Below are 20920 nucleotides of genomic sequence, written 5' to 3' on the forward strand. Positions count from 1 at the left end.
ATGATGAATATTATTTCAAAAGAATCAGTACGCAAATGGGGCATAGGTGTGATGTCAACAGGTTTATTGTTTGGCGGAGGTCTGCTGCCCAGCGAAACGGGTTATGCAGCAGCAAGTAAAACGGAGAATAAAGCTATTGATTCGCGTATCGTTTTAAAGGCAAACGGGATAAATTCGTTAAAGGAAGGTATTTTGAAGGAAGGACAGGCCTGGATTCCCATAACTTTTATGCGAGATGTGTTGGGATTACCGCTTGCGTATAATAAGAAGGAAAATGCGTACATGATTGGAAAAGGATCGGCCAAGGCGAAGTTGATTTTATCCAGTTACGGTACTTCTGTGTGGGTGAATAACTATTTCATTCGAGAGTATGAAGGGAAGTTAATTAATAATCGCCTCTATGTTCCATCAGGATTGTTAAATGATTATATGGGTTATAAGGTAGATTGGAGTCGGGCCGCTAGTAGGCTGAATGTGGTGAACAGACCGCAGAACGCGCTGACGGTAACCACGGAAACTTATGCTAAAGATCGGGCAGAAGCTTTTATTCAGCTTGATTATCCGAAGATCAGTGGATTGGGCAACTCCAGTGCCCAACAAGCTATTAATAATACTTTGAAGGAAAGTGTTATGAAATTCGCGGCGGGTGCAGAACAGGATATCTCCGATCGAGATGGGGCAGAGCCCAAATACACCTATGATTCAGGTTATGTAGTGACCTACAATCAAAATGGTGTGATCAGCATAGTGATGCATCAGTATAGTGATACGGGCGGCGCTCATGGAATGACTAACCGGGAGGCATTCACCTTCTCGCTTAAGGATGGTAAACGTCTATTGTTGGGCGACCTGTTTGGAGCTAATCCAAACTACAAAAAACAGCTGAATGCTAAGCTGAGCAAGCTGCTGAAGGCAGAGGCTAGTTATTTGGGAGGATTCAACGGATTAAATACGGAGAAATATTTCTATCTGAAGGACGACAAGGTTGTTCTGTTCTTCCAATTATATGAGTACACAGCTTATGCTGCAGGCTTCCCTGATTATACTTTTAGTTTCAAAGAGCTTTTGCCGGATGGCAGTAGCCCGTTTGCTGGCATGAAATAAATGGAAATTCTTCATCTCCGCTAATGTCGGCACAAGACATCTCCCCCTTACCAGAGTTGTCTCTTGTTCATATGCTAAAGGGAGTAACTAGTTTATGAACGGGGGAGAGCTATGGGCTACCAATATACTGCAATTGGCGATTCCTTGACGACTGGATTTGGTGCTCTGCCAGGTAACGGTTTTGTACCGGTGTACCGTAGAATGGCAGAAGGGAGACTGCGGACAACTGTAGCCTCTACGAATTTAGGCGTGAACGGAATGACTACTTCAGAGCTGGAGCAGCGGCTGCGCGGAAATACCATGATGCGTGAGGCCGTTCGAGAAGCCGATATCATCACTGTGTCTATCGGTGGTAATGATTTGATTCACGCGGCCAAATCCGCAGCAAGACAGCAAGGGAACTTATCCGCAGAGCTGCGCAGATCGCTTCAGGAATGCAAACAAAATTTCTCTGCAATTATGAATATTCTCATACAATTGAAGGCGAGGACGCGTAGACCTTTTATCATTAGAATTGTGGGATTATATAATCCCTATCCTCAGGTGGTTGGTGCGACAGAGTGGGTCAGACAGTTTAATCAATACGCAGCACAGTACAGCAGTCGAGTCTGTGGATTTGCTTCAATTTACAGTGAGTTCGCAGGAAATGAGAGAGGGCTGTTATCCATTGATCATTTGCATCCGAATGGCCGGGGTTATCGCGTAATTGCCGAGAAGCTGGACGCGCTAGGTTATGGCGGGCTGGCTTAATTGGATTTAGGTCTTCTATAAAATATAAAGAGGCTGTACCCTATCCGTTATGGTTAGAGCACAGCCTCTTTATATTTTTACTTTATAGCTTACACACCGCTAGGCAATGTCTTCTCGATTACTTTATCTACGATACCGTATTCAGCCGCGTCTGCAGCAGTCATGAAGTAGTCGCGATCTGTATCCTTCTCAATACGTTCTAGAGGTTGACCCGTACGTTCTGCTAGAATACGGTTCAGCTTATCGCGCAATTTGAGGATACGGCGGGCACGGATTTCAATGTCCGTTGCTTGACCTTGAGCACCACCCAGAGGCTGGTGGATCATGATCTCGCTGTTAGGCAGTGCAAAGCGTTTGCCTTTGGCGCCAGCGTTTAGCAGGAAAGCTCCCATGGAAGCTGCCATACCCACACAGATGGTGGAAACGTCTGGTTTAATGTACTGCATTGTATCAAAAATAGCCATACCTGCAGTAATGGAACCGCCTGGGCTATTCACGTAAAGGTGAATGTCCTTGTCAGGATCTTCGGCAGCCAAGAACAGCATTTGTGCGATGATAGAATTGGCTACCACGTCATTAACCTCCGTTCCAAGGAAAATGATGCGGTCCTTCAGCAGGCGGGAATAGATGTCATAAGCGCGCTCGCCGCGGTTGCTCTGTTCTACTACCATAGGAATATAACTCACGTGGAAAACCTCCTTGATATTGGTTCTTTAAATGTATTCATTTTTACTCTTGCCGTATTACCCACATGATAAACAAATTCAAACAAAAAGTCAAAGAAAGTCAAACTTATATTCAAAAAAAAGAGCCGACAAGCGGCTCTTTGGTTAAGTAGTAGTATAGGCACTACTAAATTATGTGCAAAAATGAAATTAATGGCGCGCCCGCCAAGAATCGAACTTGGATCTCAGGCTTCGGAGGCCTACGTCATATCCATTGGACCACGGGCGCAACAAAAATGATTATAATACAATTTTTACACAATTGCAATGTAATATTAATACTGGACAGGCGCTCTAGGGACAGGCATCGGGCGCTATATCTTTTTCTGACCTTATTCATGTATAAGAAGACAAGCGCTTGAGAATTCTACTCTCGGAAGACTTGCGCTTCGAGCAATATTTGGTTAGAATATGGGTGGGACTTAAAAAGTTTACCCGGGACGTTTTGAGACCATGAACAAGGGAATAGAGGAAGACGAAGTTGCAGGAGTGAAAGTATGCGTAATTTATTAGATATCCAAAAGCAGCTTCTGCCTGATCTCATGGAAACCCTTAAGAGACGGTACACGATTCTTCATCAGATCATGCTGTCCGATATTATTGGGCGCAGAACGCTAGCCGCTTCGCTAGATATGACTGAGCGGGTACTGCGTGCCGAGACGGATCTTCTGAAATCGCAAGGGCTTATTGAGATCGAGAGTGTTGGCATGCGCATTAGCGCTGCTGGACGTAGACTGCTTGATTTGCTAGAGCCGGTTGTTAAGAGCCTATTTGGTCTGGATGAGCTGGAAGAGAAAATTCGAGCAACGTATGGTCTGGATAAAGTTATTGTAGTACCGGGTGATTGTGAGTCATCGCCGTTCACCAAACGAGAGCTTGGCCGAGCGGGTGCGAAAGCGCTGCTGAGTATACTTCGCGCAGATGATACAGTTGCCGTCACAGGTGGATCGACGCTTGCCGATATGGCTGATCAACTGACACCGCCGTTGTCCCTTTCCTATAAGAACGCTTGGTTTGTTCCGGCGCGTGGAGGATTAGGAGAGAGTATGGAGATTCAAGCCAACACGATTGCCTCAACAATGGCAAAGCGGGTTGGAGCCAACTACCGGTTGCTGCATGTCCCTGATTTGCTTAGTGGGGATGCATACCAATCGCTGGCGCTTGACTCTAATATTGGAGAGATTGTACAAACCATCCGCAGTTCGCGTATTATTGTACATGGGATTGGGGATGCCATTGAAATGACCCGCCGCCGCAAACTGGACGAGGCTACAGTCTCGGAAATCCAGGGTGAAGGGGCAGTGGCCGAATCTTTTGGCTATTATTTCAATGAAGAGGGTCAGGTTGTCCATACCATGCTTACGATGGGTCTACGTCTAGAAGATATCATCCGGACAGAGAAAGTCATCGGTATTGCAGGAGGCAAACCCAAGGCCAAAGCCATTCATGCCATGCTGCGTTTCGGGCAGGAGAATATTCTCGTCACGGACGAGGCTGCCGCAGTAGAAATAGGCAAGGAAATTGACAATCAACTACAGCTATCTTCGTAGTTTTTAGATTGCAGGCAATAACATACTTCTTGCATCATACTTAACATTGTTGTCATGACAGACCTCACCGTCTGTTTTGAATAAATAAAACGAATTCTAGGAGGAACTATTCAATGAGTGTAAAAGTTGGAATTAACGGTTTTGGACGTATTGGACGCCTTGCTTTCCGCCGTATTCAAAATGTAGAAGGTATCGAAGTGGTAGCAATCAACGACTTGACTGACGCTAAGATGCTTGCTCATTTGCTTAAATATGATACAACTCAAGGTAAATTCCAAGGTGATGTTGAAGTGCATGATGGCTTCTTCAAAGTCAATGGTAAAGAAGTTAAGGTTCTTGCTAACCGCAACCCTGAAGAATTGCCATGGGGCGACCTAGGCGTTGATATCGTACTTGAGTGCACAGGTTTCTTCACAACTAAAGAAGCAGCTGAAAAACACTTGAAAGGTGGAGCTAAGAAAGTAGTTATCTCCGCTCCAGCTACTGGCGACATGAAAACTGTCGTTTACAACGTTAACGATGACATTCTTGATGGTACTGAGACTGTTATTTCCGGCGCATCTTGCACAACTAACTGCCTAGCTCCAATGGCAAAAGTACTGAACGACAAGTTCGGTATCGTTGAAGGCTTGATGACTACAATTCATGCATACACTGGTGACCAAAACACTTTGGATGCTCCACATGCTAAAGGTGACTTCAGACGCGCTCGTGCAGCAGCTGAGAACATCATTCCTAACACTACTGGTGCTGCTAAAGCAATCGGTCTGGTTATTCCAGAACTTAAAGGTAAATTGGATGGTGCAGCTCAACGTGTTCCAGTTGCAACTGGTTCCCTGACTGAGCTTGTAACTGTTCTTGATAAGAGCGTTACTGTTGAAGAAATCAACGCAGCAATGAAAGCAGCTTCCGATCCAGACACTTATGGTTACACTGAAGATGAAATCGTATCTTCCGACATCAAAGGTATGACTTTCGGATCCCTGTTCGATGCTACACAAACTAAAGTATTGACTGTTGGCGACAAACAACTGGTTAAAACTGTTGCTTGGTATGACAATGAAATGTCCTACACTGCACAATTGGTTCGTACTTTGGAGAAATTCGCTAAAATCGCTAAGTAATTGACTTGATATAAGCAACATCTATAGAGCGGAAACAGAAATTCCTTGTTTCCGCTCTTTCTAAATGTATTTCTTGTTTCCTGCTAGAAACAATTTTGGGTGTGGAGGAATTAATCATGAACAAAAAAAGCGTCCGTGATGTAGAAGTAAAGGGTAAGCGCGTATTTGTACGCGTGGATTTCAACGTACCTGTAGAAGACGGTAAAATTACTGATGATACTCGTATTCGCGAAACACTTCCAACCATTAAATATTTGATCGAGAACGGTGCAAAGATCATTCTTGCGAGTCATATGGGTCGTCCTAAAGGCGAATTCGTAGATTCCATGCGTTTGACTACTGCTGCTGAACGTCTGTCCGAGCTTCTTGGCAAACCAGTAGCTAAAGCTGATGAAGCAATTGGCGAAGCTGTAAAAGCAAAAATCGCTGAGCTAGGCGAAGGCGACGTACTTGTACTTGAGAATGTTCGTTTCTACCCAGGTGAAGAGAAAAACGATCCTGAACTGGCTAAACAATTCGCTGAATTGGCTGATTTGTTTGTTAATGATGCGTTTGGTGCGGCTCACCGTGCACATGCATCGACAGAAGGTATCGCTCATTTCCTACCAGCTGTATCCGGTCTTTTGATGGAGAAAGAATTGTCCGTTCTTGGTAAAGCTCTTTCTAACCCAGAACGTCCTTTCACTGCGATCATCGGTGGTTCGAAAGTTAAAGACAAGATTGATGTTATTGATAACTTGTTGTCTTTGGCTGATAACGTCCTGATCGGCGGTGGATTGTCTTATACATTCACTAAAGCACAAGGCTTTGAAATCGGTAAATCACTAGTAGACAACGACAAACTTGACGTTGCTCTTGGATTCATCGAAAAAGCAAAAGCACTTGGTAAAAACTTCATGCTTCCTGTTGATGTTGTTGTTGCTGATAAATTTGGTGCTGACGCTAACACTAAGATCGTTGATTACAATGAAATCCCAGAAGGTTGGGAAGGACTGGATATCGGACCTAAGACTCGTGAACTTTATGCCGATATTATCAAGAACTCCAAGCTGGTTGTCTGGAATGGACCTATGGGCGTATTCGAAATCGATAAATTCGCTGAAGGTACACTTGCAGTAGCAAAAGCTTGTGCAACCACTGAAGGTTACACTGTTATTGGTGGCGGAGATTCCGCAGCAGCAGCAGAGAAATTCCACCTGGCTGATCAAATGGATCATATCTCCACTGGTGGCGGTGCATCCCTTGAGTTCATGGAAGGCAAGGCGCTTCCTGGCGTAGAAGCACTGAACGATAAGTAAGACCTAAGAAGGAGGCAACATAAGTCATGAGAACACCTATTATTGCAGGTAACTGGAAAATGTTCAAAACAGTTCCTGAAGCAGAAAGCTTTATTGCTGAAATTAAAGGCAAAGCAGAAGTAGAAGGCGTTGAGACTGTAATCTGCGCTCCATTTACTAACCTGCCTGCACTTGTAGCAGCTGCAAAAGGTACTAACATCAAGATTGGTGCACAAAACCTACACTTTGAAGATAACGGTGCTTACACAGGCGAGATCAGTGGTGTAATGCTAAGTGATCTTGGTGTGGACTATGTTATCATTGGCCACTCTGAGCGTCGTGCTTATTTTGGCGAAACGGATGAAATCGTGAATAAGAAAATGCATGCTGCATTCCGTCACGGAATTACTCCTATCGTATGTGTTGGCGAAAAGCTCGAAGAGCGTGAAGCTGATCAAACTAAAGCAGTATGTAAAGTACAAACTGAAGCTGCATTCCAAGGTCTTAGTGCCGAGCAAGCAGCAAAAGTTGTTATTGCATACGAACCTATCTGGGCTATTGGCACAGGTAAATCTTCCACTTCCCAAGATGCTAACGAAGTTATTGCATACATCCGCAGTCTTGTAAAAGATCTGTATGATGCAGCAACAGCTGAAGCTGTTCGTATTCAATACGGCGGCAGCGTGAAGCCTGAGAATGTAACTGAGTACATGGGCCAAAGCGACATCGATGGTGCGCTTGTTGGCGGTGCCAGCTTACAACCGGATTCCTTCGTTCAATTGGTTGAGGGGGCGAAGTAAGATGTCAGCTCCAAAACCCGTAGCTTTGATCATCATGGATGGTTTTGGTTTGCGTGGAACGACAGAAGGTAATGCCGTTGCTCAAGCCAACAAACCTAACTATGACCGTTACCTGAAACAATATCCTAACACTACACTCACTGCTTGCGGTGAAGCTGTAGGCCTTCCGGAAGGGCAAATGGGCAACTCCGAAGTAGGGCATTTGAATATTGGTGCAGGCCGGATCGTTTATCAGGATTTGACTCGTATCGATAAATCGATTCGCGAGGGTGAGTTCTTCGATAACGAAACCCTGGTTAGCGCAGTTAGAAATGCCAAGAACACTGGCAAAAAGCTTCACCTTTATGCGCTTGTATCCGACGGAGGGGTACATAGCCATATTAACCACCTGTTTGCTATGCTTGACCTGGCTAAAAAAGAAGATATGCATGAAGTGTATATCCATGCTTTTATGGACGGTCGTGACGTAGCTCCTGATAGTGGTAAGAAGTTTGTCCAAGATCTAGTAGCTAAAATCGAAGAGGTTGGTGTGGGTACAATTGCAACGGTGTCCGGACGTTATTACGCAATGGATCGTGATAAACGTTGGGAACGTGTAGAGAAAGCCTATCGTGCTATGGTGTATGGTGAAGGCCCTAAATACACGGATGCTGTGCAAGCCATCACTTCATCTTATGAGAACTCGGTATTTGATGAATTCGTTGAACCTAGTGTAATTGTAGATAGTGAAGGCAAACCTGTAACGGCAGTAGAGAGTGGCGATTCCGTCGTGTTCCTCAACTTCCGTCCTGACCGTGCTATTCAATTGTCACAAGTGTTCACGAATCAAGATTTCCGCGGTTTTGACCGTGGTCCTTTGTTCCCGCAAAACCTGCACTTCGTATGCCTAACTACTTTCAGCGAAACGGTACAAGGTTATGTAGCCTACTCACCGAAGAACCTGGACAACACATTGGGTGAAGTGCTTGTTCAACAAAACAAGAAGCAACTGCGCATTGCGGAAACTGAAAAATATCCGCATGTAACCTTCTTCTTCAGCGGTGGACGTGACGAGGAGCTTCCTGGTGAAACACGGATCTTAATCAACTCTCCTAAAGTGGCAACCTATGATCTTCAACCTGAGATGAGCGCATACGAAGTGGCTGCAGCCTGCGTAGCGGAAATCGAAGCGGAAAGACAGGATGCTATCATTCTTAACTTTGCCAATCCTGATATGGTTGGACATTCCGGTATGCTGGAACCAACAATCAAGGCTGTAGAAGTGACGGATGAGTGTGTAGGTAAAGTAGTGGATGCGGTTGTTGCCAAAGGTGGCGTTGCCATTATTATCGCTGACCATGGTAATGCAGATATGGTATTTGACGAGAACGGTCGCCCGTTCACAGCTCATACAACCAATCCTGTTCCGTTCATCGTGACTACTGAGAATGTTGTATTGCGTGAATCCGGTATTCTTGCAGACGTAGCACCAACAATCCTAGATTTGATGGGACTTCCGCAACCTGCGGAAATGACCGGACAATCCATGATTGCTAGCCGTAAGTAAGGTAAGGTATAACGCCTTTGATTTTAAGCTATACAAGTAAGACCAAAACAATGTTAAAAGGAGATTAACTTACATGACTATTATTTCTGATGTATATGCTCGCGAAGTCCTTGACTCCCGTGGTAACCCTACTGTAGAGGTTGACGTTTATCTGGAATCCGGTGCAAAAGGCCGCGCTATCGTTCCATCCGGAGCTTCCACTGGTGCTCACGAAGCTGTAGAACTTCGTGATGGCGACAAATCCCGTTACATGGGTAAAGGCGTTCTGAAAGCTGTTGAGAACGTAAATGAAATCATCGCTCCAGAAGTTATCGGTATGGACGCTCTTGACCAAGTGGGCATCGACAAATTGATGATTACTTTGGACGGAACTCCTAACAAAGGTAAATTGGGCGCTAACGCAATCCTAGCTGTATCCATGGCAGTAGCTCGTGCAGCTGCAGCAGCTTTGGATATTCCTTTGTACGTATACCTGGGCGGATTCAACGCTAAAACTCTTCCAGTACCAATGATGAACATCATCAATGGTGGTGAGCATGCGGACAACAACATCGACGTTCAAGAGTTCATGGTTCTTCCTGTAGGCGCTCCAAGCTTCAAAGAAGCTCTTCGCACAGGTGCTGAAATCTTCCACAACTTGAAATCCGTACTTCAATCCAAAGGCCTGAACACAGCTGTTGGTGACGAAGGTGGTTTCGCACCGAACCTTGGTTCGAATGAAGAAGCAATCACTACAATCATCGAAGCTATTGAAAAAGCTGGTTACAAACCAGGTGTTGACGTATTCTTGGGTATGGACGTTGCTTCCACTGAGTTCTACAAAGACGGTAAATATACCCTTGCTGGCGAAGGTAAATCTTACACTTCCGCTGAGTATGTTGACCTTCTTGCTTCATGGGTTGAAAAATATCCTATCATCACAATCGAAGACGGTATGTCCGAAGACGACTGGGATGGCTGGAAATTGCTTACTGAAAAATTGGGCGACAAAGTCCAATTGGTTGGTGACGACTTGTTCGTAACTAACACTGAGCGTCTTGCAACAGGTATCGAAAAAGGTATCGGTAACTCCATCTTGGTTAAGGTTAACCAAATTGGTACATTGACTGAAACTTTTGATGCTATCGAAATGGCTAAACGTGCTGGTTACACAGCAGTTATCTCCCACCGTTCCGGTGAATCCGAAGATAGCACAATCGCTGACATCGCTGTTGCGACTAATGCTGGTCAAATCAAAACAGGTGCTCCTTCCCGTACAGACCGTGTTGCTAAATACAACCAATTGCTTCGCATCGAAGATGAGTTGGGTGAATTGGCTCAATACAACGGCCTGAAATCCTTCTACAACCTTAAAAGATAATCTGCTTTTATAGCAGGCTTTGAAGACCCGCCGTTATGGCGGGTCTTTTTTATGATTTGAAGAAGATAGACTTCAATAGGTTTATCCTTATCTTGCAAGAAAAGCTACGGCTTAACAGTCTAAGCTGTTGTATTACCGACAGCGCTATGATAAAATAAGAATACTGTTTATGTATCGTGATAACCTAAATTACCATAGATAGTGATGCTTAGGCGTAGGAGGTGGAAGTGAATGGATATCTTTTTGAAAGTTGTGCTCCTGATTTTTTCCGTCGGTCTTATTGCGGTCGTTCTTCTGCAAAAGGGGAAAAGCGCGGGTCTTTCCGGTGCCATCTCTGGCGGTGCTGAGCATCTCTTTGGTAAAACAAAAGCTCGTGGTATGGAGCTCGTACTACAACGTGTAACTGTTGGACTTGCTGCTGGTTTCTTCATCATGGCGATTCTAGCTGCTATTCTAATCGACTAAAGATCTACCGTAAGCCCTCGCTCTGTTCTAAATGGAATAGAGCGGAGGCTTTTTTGTTATATTAAAAGGAGTTAAAAAGCACCTAAGGGTGCTTTTCTTTTCATATTCGCAAAGAAAAAGGCTGGATCGATAGGAAGTAAATCTGAGGTTGGCATGGATGTATTTCAGCAGTTAAAGGAAATTTTGTACTGTGTTAACCTTTGGATGACAGTAACAGGGATGCGCAGGATTGATTTCGTGTATACTAGGGTATGAAGTAGTAAAGGTAAAATTTACTTGGCATTACTGCAGGGCAGGACAAGATATACATATTTGCCAGCGGCTTGAAGCCGCGGAGGGCTGGGGTGACGAACATGATAACACAAGAAATATTACTCGATTTCATGCGGGAAACTGCATATAAACCAATGACTTATGAAGAGCTGGTGAGTCATTTTGCTCTAGAGGATAGCGAAGGGTTTAAAAAGTTCGAGGAGCTGCTGATTGAATTAGAGCAGGATGGAAGAATTGTATTGACCCGTACTGCACGTTATGGCGTGCCAGAACGGATGGATTTGCTGCGTGGACGTTTACAAGCACATGCGAAGGGTTTTGCTTTTCTAATCCCGGATGATCGTGATCATCCTGACGTATATATCCATGCAAATGATCTTAAGGGAGCTATGAATGGCGATATCGTTCTGATTCGTATTACCTCTAAAAGTCCGTCCGGCGGACGTATGGAAGGCGAAGTAGTACGCATTGTAAAACGTGGTGTGTTGCAGACGGTAGGTGTATTTCAGAACCTGGAGACCTATGGTTTTGTGCTGCCTGATGATAAGCGGATTAATCGTGATATTTTCATTCCGAAGCAATCCTTTAAAGGTGCTGTAGATGGTCAAAAGGTCGTTGTGCGTATTGTGAGTTATCCGGAAGGCCGAGCAGCGGCAGAAGGTGAAATTATTGAGATTCTCGGACATAAGGATGATCCGGGTGTTGATATTCTTTCCATTATCCGCAAACATCAATTGCCTGAGGCATTTCCAGCCGAAGTGATGGATGAAGCCGATAGTGCCCCTGATTCAATTACAGAAGAAGAGATTGCGGAGCAAGGAAGACGGGACCTGCGCGGACTGAACATTGTTACGATTGATGGCGAAGATGCTAAGGATTTGGATGATGCGGTAAACGTACAGCGCTTGGAGAATGGACATTACAAGCTGGGCGTCCATATAGCAGACGTAGGTTATTATGTGCGTGAAGGCTCTGAGCTGGATAAAGAAGCCTATGACCGCGGTTGTAGTGTGTATTTGGTAGACCGGGTTATTCCGATGCTGCCGCACCGTCTATCGAACGGGATTTGCAGCTTGAATCCACAGGTAGACCGTTTAACAATGTCCTGTGAAATGGAATTTAACGAGCAAATGAAGGTTGTGAAGCACGATGTCTTTACGAGCGTGATTCGCACCAAAGAGAGAATGACTTACTCCAATGTTCGTAAAATTCTCGAAGACGAAGATCCAGAGCTGCTGGAACGTTATAGTCCACTAATTGACGATTTCCGCCTCATGAAGGAATTGGCGATGAAGCTGCGCGATGCGCGGATGCGCCGGGGTGCGGTTGATTTTGATTTTGAAGAGAGCAAAATCATCGTGGATGAGAACGGCAAGGCTGTAGATATCGTGAAGCGTGAACGTTCTGTAGCTGAACAGATTATCGAGGAGTTCATGCTGGCGGCAAATGAAACAGTAGCTGAACATTTCCACTGGTTGAAGGTTCCGTTCCTTTACCGGATTCACGAAGATCCAGACCCAGAGAAGCTGCAGAATTTCATGGCTTTTGCGGCCAATTTCGGATATCACGTCAAGGGTCGTGGCAATTCGGTTCATCCACGTGCTTTGCAGGATTTGTTGGAGCAAATCCAAGGCACAAAGGAGCAGACGGTCATCAGTACGATGATGCTGCGTTCTATGAAGCAGGCAAAGTATGATGCGGAGAGCACGGGTCATTTCGGACTGGCTGCGGAATACTATTCTCACTTCACTTCTCCGATTCGCCGGTACCCCGATCTGGTCATTCACCGCGTAATGCGTGAAGTGATTGAGAATGGAGGGGCACTGACCCAGAAACGGCATGATTATTTGTCTAGCCGGATGCCTGACATTGCTCAGCAGTCTTCGGAACGCGAGCGTGTGGCGGTAGAAGCTGAACGCGATACGGAGCAACTGAAGAAAGCAGAATACATGCAGGATAAAGTAGGCGAGGAATTCGAGGCTATGGTCAGCAGTGTGACCAGCTTCGGAATGTTCATCGAGCTGGATAATACCGTCGAAGGTCTTATTCGTCTCAGTGCAATGAGCGACGATTATTATCATTTCGACGAAGGTCATATGGCGCTCATTGGCGAGCGCACATCGCGTGTGTTCCGCATTGGTGACGAGGTGAAGATCCGAGTCGCCAAAGTAAATATGGATGACCACACGATCGATTTCGAGTTGGTCGACATGAAGCCACGCGCGCCAGGCGAGCACCGCGGCGGTGGCTTTGCAGGCGGCCGCGGAGGCAAGGGCGGCCGTTCGGGCGGCGGCTTCATTAAGCCGGCCGGGGGTAAAGGCGCCGCGGGCAAGGGACGCGGCGGTAAAGGCAAGCCCGGCGGCGCTGCTGCAGGCGCGGGCAAGGGCAAGCCGGGCGCAGGTGTGCGCGCCGGTGAAGGGCCGCGCGAAGCGGCCGGTGTTGGCGCAGCGGGCGGCCGCGGTAAGCGGAAGCGCGGGCGCGAGGCCGGCGAGGATGCGAGCCGGGTGGTTGCTGCGCCGGGCGCAGAGCGCGGAGGCGAAGCTGGCGGCAACGCAGGCGCGCCGCGTGAGCGCAGCGGCGGGCGAGGCCGCGGCGGAGACACCGGCGGTGCCGGTGGTGGACGCGGCATCAGCTTCGGCTTTGGCTCCGGCAAAGGCGGATACGGCGCTCCTGCGTCCGACTCCTCCGGCGGCGAAGCGCGGGGCGTGGACGGCAGCACGAAGTTCCGCAGCCGCGAGGATCGCGGGGGTAGCTTTGGCGGTGGAGAAGGCCGTAACGGCGCTCCTACAGGCAAAGGCCGCCGCAAAAAGAAAACCAAAGGCGGCGTGTTCATCGGCCAGTCTGTGACACCAGGCAACGTAGAGACGTCTGAGCAAGTCACTTCTAAACGAAGTGACAATAATGGAGGCGCTCCAGAAGGAGCACCACGTAAGCGTAAAAAGAAATAAATGACGGTTACGCGTTGCGTAACTCTATAACGATACTTAGCACCGTCCCTCTTGGGGCGGTGCTTTTTAACTAATCATCAACATGGTTAATTGCATTATGTGCAGTTAAATTTGGGTTATGTAGTAAAAGTGGAAGTTAGTTGCATTTTGTACATCTAAATCTGATGAGTTACCTCTAATTGGTCTGATTTCGCTTTTTTAGCTGCAGAAACTGCAACTAATTAGTTTTTTGGCGGTGATAAGGCTTAAATAGTTGCACGAAATACATTTATATAGAAAACGTAGTTAATAGCAAGTGAATAGGTAGAGGATAGGTACAGTATAGGTACAGTATATGATTGCACAGTATAGGTAAAAGCAGCACTATTTGAATAGGCGTCGAATAGATGTATATCCAAGAAGAGGCAAGCTGATAATTGAGAACAAATAGGTAATAAGTAAATAGGGTAGAAGGATATAGATATATGGAGATTAGTGGATAACTATCTGTTAATTAAGGCGCACAAGTAAAAGGGTAACATCGCTATTTGCTGAAAAACTCCAGATCAACTCAGCTTAATGCTTTTTTGTAACAAATGCTAGATATTGGGTAATGTTACTGACAACTATATGACAAATTAGGTGAGGTATATTTGGTGGAAGGTTCCTTGCGCTCACTAGATTCCATTTGTTACAATATAGATCAGACGTTCGATGGCTGTGTCGTTTAAGATTAGACAGACATGGTTACTTTAACTTATGAATATGATTCAAGGAGTGATTCTCATGGGTAAAAAAGCAGACGGGAAAGTACTCGCCCAGAACAAGAAAGCTTCCCATGATTATTTTATCGAGGATACTTATGAAGCTGGCTTGGTGCTGACGGGTACAGAGATCAAGTCGCTGCGTAATGGCCGCGCTAATATTGGAGATGCTTTTGCTACGATCCGCAATGGTGAGATTCAGATTCACAACATGCATATCAGCCCTTTTGAACAAGGTAACCGTGCCAATCCTACTGATCCCACACGCACACGTAAATTGTTAATGCATAAGGAGCAAATTCATAAACTGCTGGGCTTGTCCAAGCGAGATGGGTTTACGATTGTGCCACTTAAGATTTATGTGCGGAATGGCTATGCGAAGCTGCTGATTGGTCTTGGTAAAGGTAAAAAAGAGTATGACAAACGTGACTCGGCTGCCAAGCGAGATGCTCAACGTGATATCCAGCGTGTACTGCGTGATAAGCAAAAGATCGCCAGATAATCTGGGAGAACTAGACGATTCAAATGAGTTCCAGTTTCAACCTTCAATTCCTTTAACCCACGTGTTAAAGTGTTGATAAATGTGCTATACTGAGTAAGTAAGTTAGTTATTGCTTCGTTACAGTTTTCTTGAATAAGAAGCTGTAGATTGGATCTCTCTTGCTTGGAAGATCCGCTTGATCCGAAGCGCCCTTTTTAATGAGGGGCCGTTCTTGGATTCGACGGGGGTAGTTCGAGCATGAGTAGCGAGTAGTGGGGACGCGTCCGCTTCATCAACGCTAGAGCCTATTAAACGGCAAACAACAAAACAACTACGCTTTCGCAGCCTAAGAAACTGTGTGCGTGCTTCTACTCTGCATCGCCCATGTGACAGGGATAGGGGCTAACAAATAGTGGGATACGCTGTCTCATCTCCGCCTGCGGTGAGCTGAAGAAGACAATCAGGCTGACCCAACGTATAGCCGGTTACGGGGCGATACTCGGGTGACATCAAAACTGTGACTACACTCGTAGAAGCTTATGTGCCGTTATCTTCGGACAGGGGTTCGACTCCCCTCGGCTCCATATGGAGTATCAGTGAAGACACCTTTAGGGGTGTCTTTTTTACGTTATCATGCTGGAATGATTTAATCGTGACCGAAGATGCTCACCCTTCGATTATTGACATGGAACTGTGGCATACCGATCAGGCTTCTTGTTGAGTCGCAGACAGTCCAGGTAATATTGGCCTCATTTATCAGCAGGTATGCCCACATGGGTGTGCCTGCTTTTTTATGCCCAAAAATCGGTATACGAAAGGAAAGTGTATTTATGAACGTATTATGTCCGTGTGTCATCTGAGCGTCAAGCAGAGAAAGAGTTGTCTATTCCTGCTCATTCAGCCCTAACAATATTGTTTGGAGAAGGGGTGGAGTATCGTCGGTGAGTTTATTGAAAAAGGGAAATCTGTCAAACCGGATGATTGTCCGAAATTTCAAAAGATGATCGCTTTAGCCAAACGCTCCAATCGCCCTTTTGCAAGGTGCTGCTTAATCAATTTGGGGTGAAGGTCATTTTAATTATGGAGAAGATGGTAGGGGAGACGCCGCAGGATATGCTGCTGGAGGGAATGCTTGAAATTATTTCTGATTTCTTCAATGCCAATCTTGCTGTAGAGGTGTGGAAAGGAATGACTCAAAATGTCAAACTGGGTTACAACAATGGTGGAACACCGCCATACGGATATCGGACGGAACACATTGCTTTGGGACATCAGAATATGAAGTCGGTGTGAGTGCCGGGGCCGCGTGAAGAGATAGATATTATCGGGTGGGTATTTAATCAGTACGCTTTTGAAAACAAAGGCTACCATAAAATCGCATCTGAATTGAATCAACACCAAGTGTCTACGGAAAAGTTGGACATGGTCAGTCAGTACCATCTGCGCAATTATTTTTAATGAGTCGTATATCGGAAGCAAAATCATCACCAAGAATGCTCATCCAGCGTTGATTACGAAGGAACTATTTGAACAGTGCTCCCACTGTTATACGAATCTATGTCTCTAGATGTTCTGTAACTTCAAAGTGATGGGTAAAAAGTCCTCATGTATAGGTGTCGTTGGTAATATTCAGATCAATGTTGTTTCTATCGTTTAGCGAAAAGGGTTCAAATGATTTGAATCTTCTACATCCTTCTCTGTGATTCTTGTACATTCAAAGTGTATCCCCGCCAAGCATACTAGATTTTGAATGCTTGAGTAGGTGGAGAGTTCTATTAAAAGCAATGAAAACACAGAATATTCGACAATAACTTAAAATTTCACTTCATATTCCTTCGTTGTACGGGGTTTGAAGATTACTAAATTAGAGGGGTGATGGAGGCATGTGCTTGATAAAGAAAGTGTGAATAATAATTGAGTTCTGAGGTTTTGAGTCAAGTAGTCCCCAAAATGAATGAATAAAAATCTATAATAATGGATTAGTTCCATATACCTGATTAATTAGAATCTATTTACATTTAATTGTATGAATGATAAGGTTGTCACTAATCTAACACAGGAGGTAAATATTATGAAATTATTTAAGATTATTCCAAAATCTTTATTGGTTTGCGTACTTTCTTTCTTTCGGTGCACTTTTTAACACTGCATCAGCAAATCCTGTTGATCCTGCAGAGGGAGGTAAAGGGATTCTAGTAAGTCAAACAGTTTCTAATGAGTATGACTCTTTCAAAAAAATTCAGAGTACATCTTTTGAGGATTTAAAAGCAATGGGTTATACTGAAGAAGATATTGAGTATATTAAGAATTTCGATTACGAAGCGAGTATGCAAGCGAAAGTGAATAAGTTACAAAAACTAGATGAGTCCGTGCTAGAGAATGCAGGATACGATGAAAAACAAATAACCACTATCCAAAATTATAGTGGCACAGAAGAACAGTTAGCTCGTGCATCTGCTACGTTAACATTATCTACTTATAGAAACGGTTCTTCGAGTTCAAGTACATTCAGTTCTATTACTTTCTCAACTTACTACAATTGGTCTAGTGCGCCGAACTTCCTTCTTACTGACATTGTGGCAGTACCTTGGTCAGAAGGAATGTATTTGGATAATTCCAATAGCAATGCTACTATTTCTTACGTCGATCTAACAACAGGGGCGTTTATTAAAACAGCTAATCCAACAGTAGTACCAAACATAAATACAGGTGCATCTATTAAGTTTGGTCTTGGTTATGCAATCAATGGTACTGAGGCATATGCAAAATCAGGTAATTTCAACTATAGATTAACCAAAAATAGCAAAGTAACTGAAGTCGCAATCCAACCAGCATATGGACATACTTTTTTGTCTGTAGGTTCGCCGACAGTGACTTACCCAGGCGGATTAGCAGTAACATTTTCATACCAAGTAAGTAAAGAAGCTGAAAATTATGTTTACTCCGCTCTGTAACTAAAATAATTCATAAGCGAGGCGATTAAGTTTGTATCGCCTCGCTTCTATAAATAACTAATAAAGAAATTGAAGAAACTTTATGAAGATATGGACATAACTATAAAAATACACCGTATATTAAAGAGGTTAAATGATGAAAAGAAAGTTTCTATTATTCCTTTTGGTTTGTTTAATGGCAATAGTCACTGGGTGCATGAATCGTAGCACAATAAATATACAGTATTTAGATACGAATGAAACTGAAGGTGTAGTGAGTAAATGGATAGATAGTAAAGATGAAAATAATGGTATCTACCTAGGCAGAATTAAAAATGAAAATAGCGTATACGTATATATAAATTATAAAAATGAAGAGAATAATGAAAAATATACAGTATCGATGGTAAACATAGATTACCAAGATCAGGAATTAACCATAAAAGTAAATCCTATAGCATCTGATCATACTTTTGAGAAAGTTTTTTTAGTCAAAGAAAAAAAGCTTAAGGAGATTAATCTAAATCGAGAGAAATTAAAAATAGAAGAAATAGAAGAAATTAAGTAATTTTGTGGTCCACCTTTACAAGTAAGTAATTCATCTAAGATCATCTGAAAAAATAAGCATGAGAAGAGACCTTCTTGTTCTTGCTTGAAGGTCTCTTTTATAGAGCATTTGTTCTGGATTTTAGGTCTTCTATAACTTGTCCTTCACAATGGTTTCGATGTTTTACAGTTTTTTTTTATTTTTTTGTATGCTCTCGTTCTCAAGTTCATGGTTGTTTGCTATTCTCGGTATTCCTCCCACAGTAGCACCGTTGTGATACTCCGATCCCTTTCGGTTACAATAAACACATCTTTTTTGCCAAATTTCAGAGTGAGAACTGACTAGTCGTTCCCAATGGCTAATTGCCCAATCGTTGAGTTTCCAGTCAGCCCCGCTGATGTCTCCCCGTTTACCATATGCGTGACAATTTAGTAGGAAAATAGAAACTGCGTGACGGATCATCTGTAGGACTTTTGGTGTTACTACTATTTCTCCTAGCTCAAACAAAACTTCCGTATCCATTTTATCTCCTCCTTAACTGCTAACGTTAGCAGATTCTACCACATAAAAAATTCAGTTGCACAATTCCCCTGTTTATCCGAATCTGTGCTTTCGAAGGCTCTGCGATTTTAAACCAGGGGCTAAAAGTTTTCTCAAGAAAATGGTTCGTCAGGGACCCTCTGTTCAAAATTGGTTTGTTCGTTTTACGAAAGATTCCAGATTGCTTTCTAATCTTGGGCTACTCTCTAAATTCGTTGTTTTAGAAAAAGCGACCTTTAGGGGTCGCTTTTTTGTATCCTCATAATTAAAGTTAGGCAATGCTTTTTAATGATTTCAGCCAATTCCTCAAATGTGTATCTGTGGTTTATCATGTCTACTATGAGGTCTTCGGAATGTTTGGTATGCATATTTTTAAACTGCAAAAGATTTCTCTACCACCACGAATACCGTCTGCATGAGGATGGTTCCCATACTATTGTTAACGGTACCCTTTTGCAAAGTTTCTTTGTTATAATTATTATAATAATCTCTTCATTGGCTGGTGATTATGAATGAGTGAAAAATTTTGGTTAGTAGTACAGTATCCTCTAAAAAGTGAAAAAGGAAGCCAACGTGATAACTGGTTAAGAGATAAAGTCATGGAATACCTGGACATATCTCTAGTAGATACTAACTTAGGTTGTGTTGATGGCTTTGATATGGGTAAATGTATTTCCGACCCGAAAAAATATGCTCTTAATATATTTTGTATCATTACGGAAGAAGAACGGAGTATAGCCTTGATAAAGAGAGTGTTAAAAGATAGCAGGCTTGATTATACTCGTATTAAAATTGCTACAATGCCCTATGGAAAAGAAGAAACATATAGTCTTAAATTTTCCTATAAAAAGGGTGTTACCGATTTTTCGCTATAGCACAGTTTTGAGTTTAGAATTACAACTACACCGTAAACAGTTTTCTGGCGGGAGTCATGAATTTTGTGACATCAAAACTGTAACTACATTCGTAGAAGCTTATGTGCTGTTATCTTCGGACAGGGATTCGGCTTCCCTTGCTTCATAAACAAAAAACCGCTGAGATAGCGGTTTTTTGCTGTTTAGAACTTGAATTGTAGACCAAATGCAGGCAAGGAATTATGGGGAACTAATATATTCATTTTTGTAGACATGTTGTCTACATATTCACTTTGAAGTTAATAATTAGTGGCATATTTTCCGAAACTACATCTATAAGAGCTCGAACTGAGATAAGATTAAATTATGGCATTAAGCATCCAAAAGCAAAAATATTCGGAGGAATTACTATTATGAGTTTTACTATTGATTATGTTAAAAACAAAAACAGAATTATTGTAACATCGGACGGTATGGAAGTTGAGGATGCCTTTGCGTACGCAGAACAATTTCCGAAAGTACTGAAGAAAACTAAGCGAGGGTTTACAGGTATGACTGTAATCACTGGTGGTCTGGTATTTAAGCAAGAGGTGATGGCGATTCTTGCTCCAACTGGTGAAGATGCTGTGAAAGCTGGAATCTCTACAAAACACAAATGGGTGTATGTTGCGCCTACAGCTTTCTACAAAACGCAAATGAATCGTATGTTTAAAGATATTGCAAACTTGTACGAATCGATAGAAGAAGCTGAAGCGTATCTTGATTCTGCAGGGAATTAGCAACTATAAAAGAACTTTAGTAAACCTTCTGGTAGTATACATAAGGTTCATCGTTCTTCATTCAACGTTGTGGTTGGTGGTCATAATTGTTGCTTGGATCCAGCCATCATCTGTAGCGCCA

Annotated in this window: 18 protein-coding genes, 1 tRNA gene, 1 other RNA gene and 1 pseudogene; 18 read left to right on the forward strand and 3 right to left on the reverse strand. The window is 43.7% G+C overall.

What is annotated here, in order from left to right:
- Both MKZ09_RS00895 and MKZ09_RS00900 read left to right on the forward strand, forming a co-directional pair.
- Nucleotides 1-1104 carry a PdaC/SigV domain-containing protein gene (locus MKZ09_RS00895; protein ID WP_076206027.1) on the forward strand — a complete coding sequence of 368 codons (1104 nt, stop codon included), beginning with the start codon at nt 1-3 and terminating at the stop codon, nt 1102-1104.
- 111 nt (nt 1105-1215) lie between these two features.
- Nucleotides 1216-1854, forward strand: a complete 639-nt coding sequence (locus MKZ09_RS00900) for a GDSL-type esterase/lipase family protein (protein ID WP_076135283.1) — start codon at nt 1216-1218, stop codon at nt 1852-1854.
- Between the two features lie 89 nt (nt 1855-1943).
- On the opposite strand, the gene clpP is transcribed toward MKZ09_RS00900, so the two are convergent.
- Together clpP and MKZ09_RS00910 are read right to left on the reverse strand one after the other, a co-directional pair.
- The gene (gene clpP, locus MKZ09_RS00905) at nt 1944-2540 is read right to left on the reverse strand and encodes an ATP-dependent Clp endopeptidase proteolytic subunit ClpP (RefSeq protein WP_036687113.1); all 597 of its coding nucleotides are present in this window, start codon (nt 2538-2540) and stop codon (nt 1944-1946) included.
- A gap of 193 nt (nt 2541-2733) precedes the next feature.
- Nucleotides 2734-2808: transfer RNA gene (locus tag MKZ09_RS00910), tRNA-Arg, on the reverse strand.
- 268 nt (nt 2809-3076) lie between these two features.
- On the opposite strand from MKZ09_RS00910, the gene MKZ09_RS00915 reads away from it, so the two are divergent.
- The 14 genes and pseudogenes from MKZ09_RS00915 (at nt 3077) to MKZ09_RS00980 (ending at nt 18647) form a co-directional block, all read left to right on the forward strand.
- Complete coding sequence (locus MKZ09_RS00915; RefSeq protein WP_036687118.1) at nt 3077-4129, forward strand: sugar-binding transcriptional regulator; 1053 nt, start codon at nt 3077-3079, stop codon at nt 4127-4129.
- 113 nt (nt 4130-4242) lie between these two features.
- Complete coding sequence (gene gap / locus MKZ09_RS00920; protein WP_036687120.1) at nt 4243-5253, forward strand: type I glyceraldehyde-3-phosphate dehydrogenase; 1011 nt, start codon at nt 4243-4245, stop codon at nt 5251-5253.
- A gap of 116 nt (nt 5254-5369) precedes the next feature.
- Nucleotides 5370-6551 (forward strand): phosphoglycerate kinase, encoded by a 1182-nt coding sequence (locus tag MKZ09_RS00925; RefSeq protein WP_036687122.1) that lies wholly within the window; start codon nt 5370-5372, stop codon nt 6549-6551.
- Nucleotides 6552-6577: 26 nt separating this feature from the next.
- Nucleotides 6578-7330, forward strand: a complete 753-nt coding sequence (gene tpiA / locus MKZ09_RS00930; protein WP_036687124.1) for a triose-phosphate isomerase — start codon at nt 6578-6580, stop codon at nt 7328-7330.
- Between the two features lies 1 nt (nt 7331).
- Nucleotides 7332-8876, forward strand: a complete 1545-nt coding sequence (gene gpmI / locus MKZ09_RS00935; protein ID WP_036687125.1) for a 2,3-bisphosphoglycerate-independent phosphoglycerate mutase — start codon at nt 7332-7334, stop codon at nt 8874-8876.
- Between the two features lie 73 nt (nt 8877-8949).
- Nucleotides 8950-10236, forward strand: a complete 1287-nt coding sequence (gene eno / locus MKZ09_RS00940) for a phosphopyruvate hydratase (protein WP_036687130.1) — start codon at nt 8950-8952, stop codon at nt 10234-10236.
- Between the two features lie 231 nt (nt 10237-10467).
- Nucleotides 10468-10701, forward strand: coding sequence for a preprotein translocase subunit SecG (gene secG / locus MKZ09_RS00945; protein ID WP_076126868.1), 234 nt, complete (start codon nt 10468-10470; stop codon nt 10699-10701).
- Nucleotides 10702-11054: 353 nt separating this feature from the next.
- Nucleotides 11055-13922, forward strand: coding sequence for a ribonuclease R (gene rnr / locus MKZ09_RS00950; RefSeq protein ID WP_076206126.1), 2868 nt, complete (start codon nt 11055-11057; stop codon nt 13920-13922).
- Between the two features lie 765 nt (nt 13923-14687).
- A complete protein-coding gene (gene smpB, locus MKZ09_RS00955) occupies nt 14688-15167 on the forward strand; it encodes an SsrA-binding protein SmpB (RefSeq protein WP_036687155.1) in 480 nt (159 codons plus the stop codon).
- Between the two features lie 201 nt (nt 15168-15368).
- Nucleotides 15369-15733, forward strand: a transfer-messenger RNA (tmRNA) gene (gene ssrA / locus MKZ09_RS00960).
- Between the two features lie 493 nt (nt 15734-16226).
- Nucleotides 16227-16439: a hypothetical protein gene (locus MKZ09_RS00965; protein ID WP_076206029.1), complete on the forward strand. Its 213-nt coding sequence runs from the start codon at nt 16227-16229 to the stop codon at nt 16437-16439.
- Nucleotides 16440-16713: pseudogene (locus tag MKZ09_RS00970) on the forward strand (recombinase family protein). It abuts the gene before it with no gap.
- A 703-nt stretch (nt 16714-17416) separates the two neighbouring features.
- A complete protein-coding gene (locus MKZ09_RS00975) occupies nt 17417-18100 on the forward strand; it encodes a hypothetical protein (protein ID WP_076206032.1) in 684 nt (227 codons plus the stop codon).
- 133 nt (nt 18101-18233) lie between these two features.
- On the forward strand, nt 18234-18647 hold the full coding sequence (locus MKZ09_RS00980; protein ID WP_143767337.1) for a hypothetical protein: 414 nt from the start codon (nt 18234-18236) through the stop codon (nt 18645-18647).
- Between the two features lie 162 nt (nt 18648-18809).
- On the opposite strand, the gene MKZ09_RS00985 is transcribed toward MKZ09_RS00980, so the two are convergent.
- Nucleotides 18810-19148, reverse strand: a complete 339-nt coding sequence (locus tag MKZ09_RS00985) for a hypothetical protein (protein WP_076206037.1) — start codon at nt 19146-19148, stop codon at nt 18810-18812.
- 530 nt (nt 19149-19678) lie between these two features.
- On the opposite strand from MKZ09_RS00985, the gene MKZ09_RS00990 reads away from it, so the two are divergent.
- Together MKZ09_RS00990 and MKZ09_RS00995 are read left to right on the forward strand one after the other, a co-directional pair.
- Nucleotides 19679-20041, forward strand: coding sequence for a hypothetical protein (locus tag MKZ09_RS00990; protein WP_076105206.1), 363 nt, complete (start codon nt 19679-19681; stop codon nt 20039-20041).
- Nucleotides 20042-20433: 392 nt separating this feature from the next.
- Entirely contained in the window at nt 20434-20799 is a 366-nt protein-coding gene (locus tag MKZ09_RS00995; RefSeq protein ID WP_036687158.1) for a hypothetical protein, read from the forward strand.
- The last annotated feature ends 121 nt before the right edge of the window (nt 20800-20920 follow it).

This window comes from Paenibacillus sp. FSL R5-0908 (genome assembly GCF_038006245.1).
GTDB classification, from domain to species: Bacteria; Bacillota; Bacilli; order Paenibacillales; family Paenibacillaceae; genus Paenibacillus_AQ; species Paenibacillus_AQ odorifer.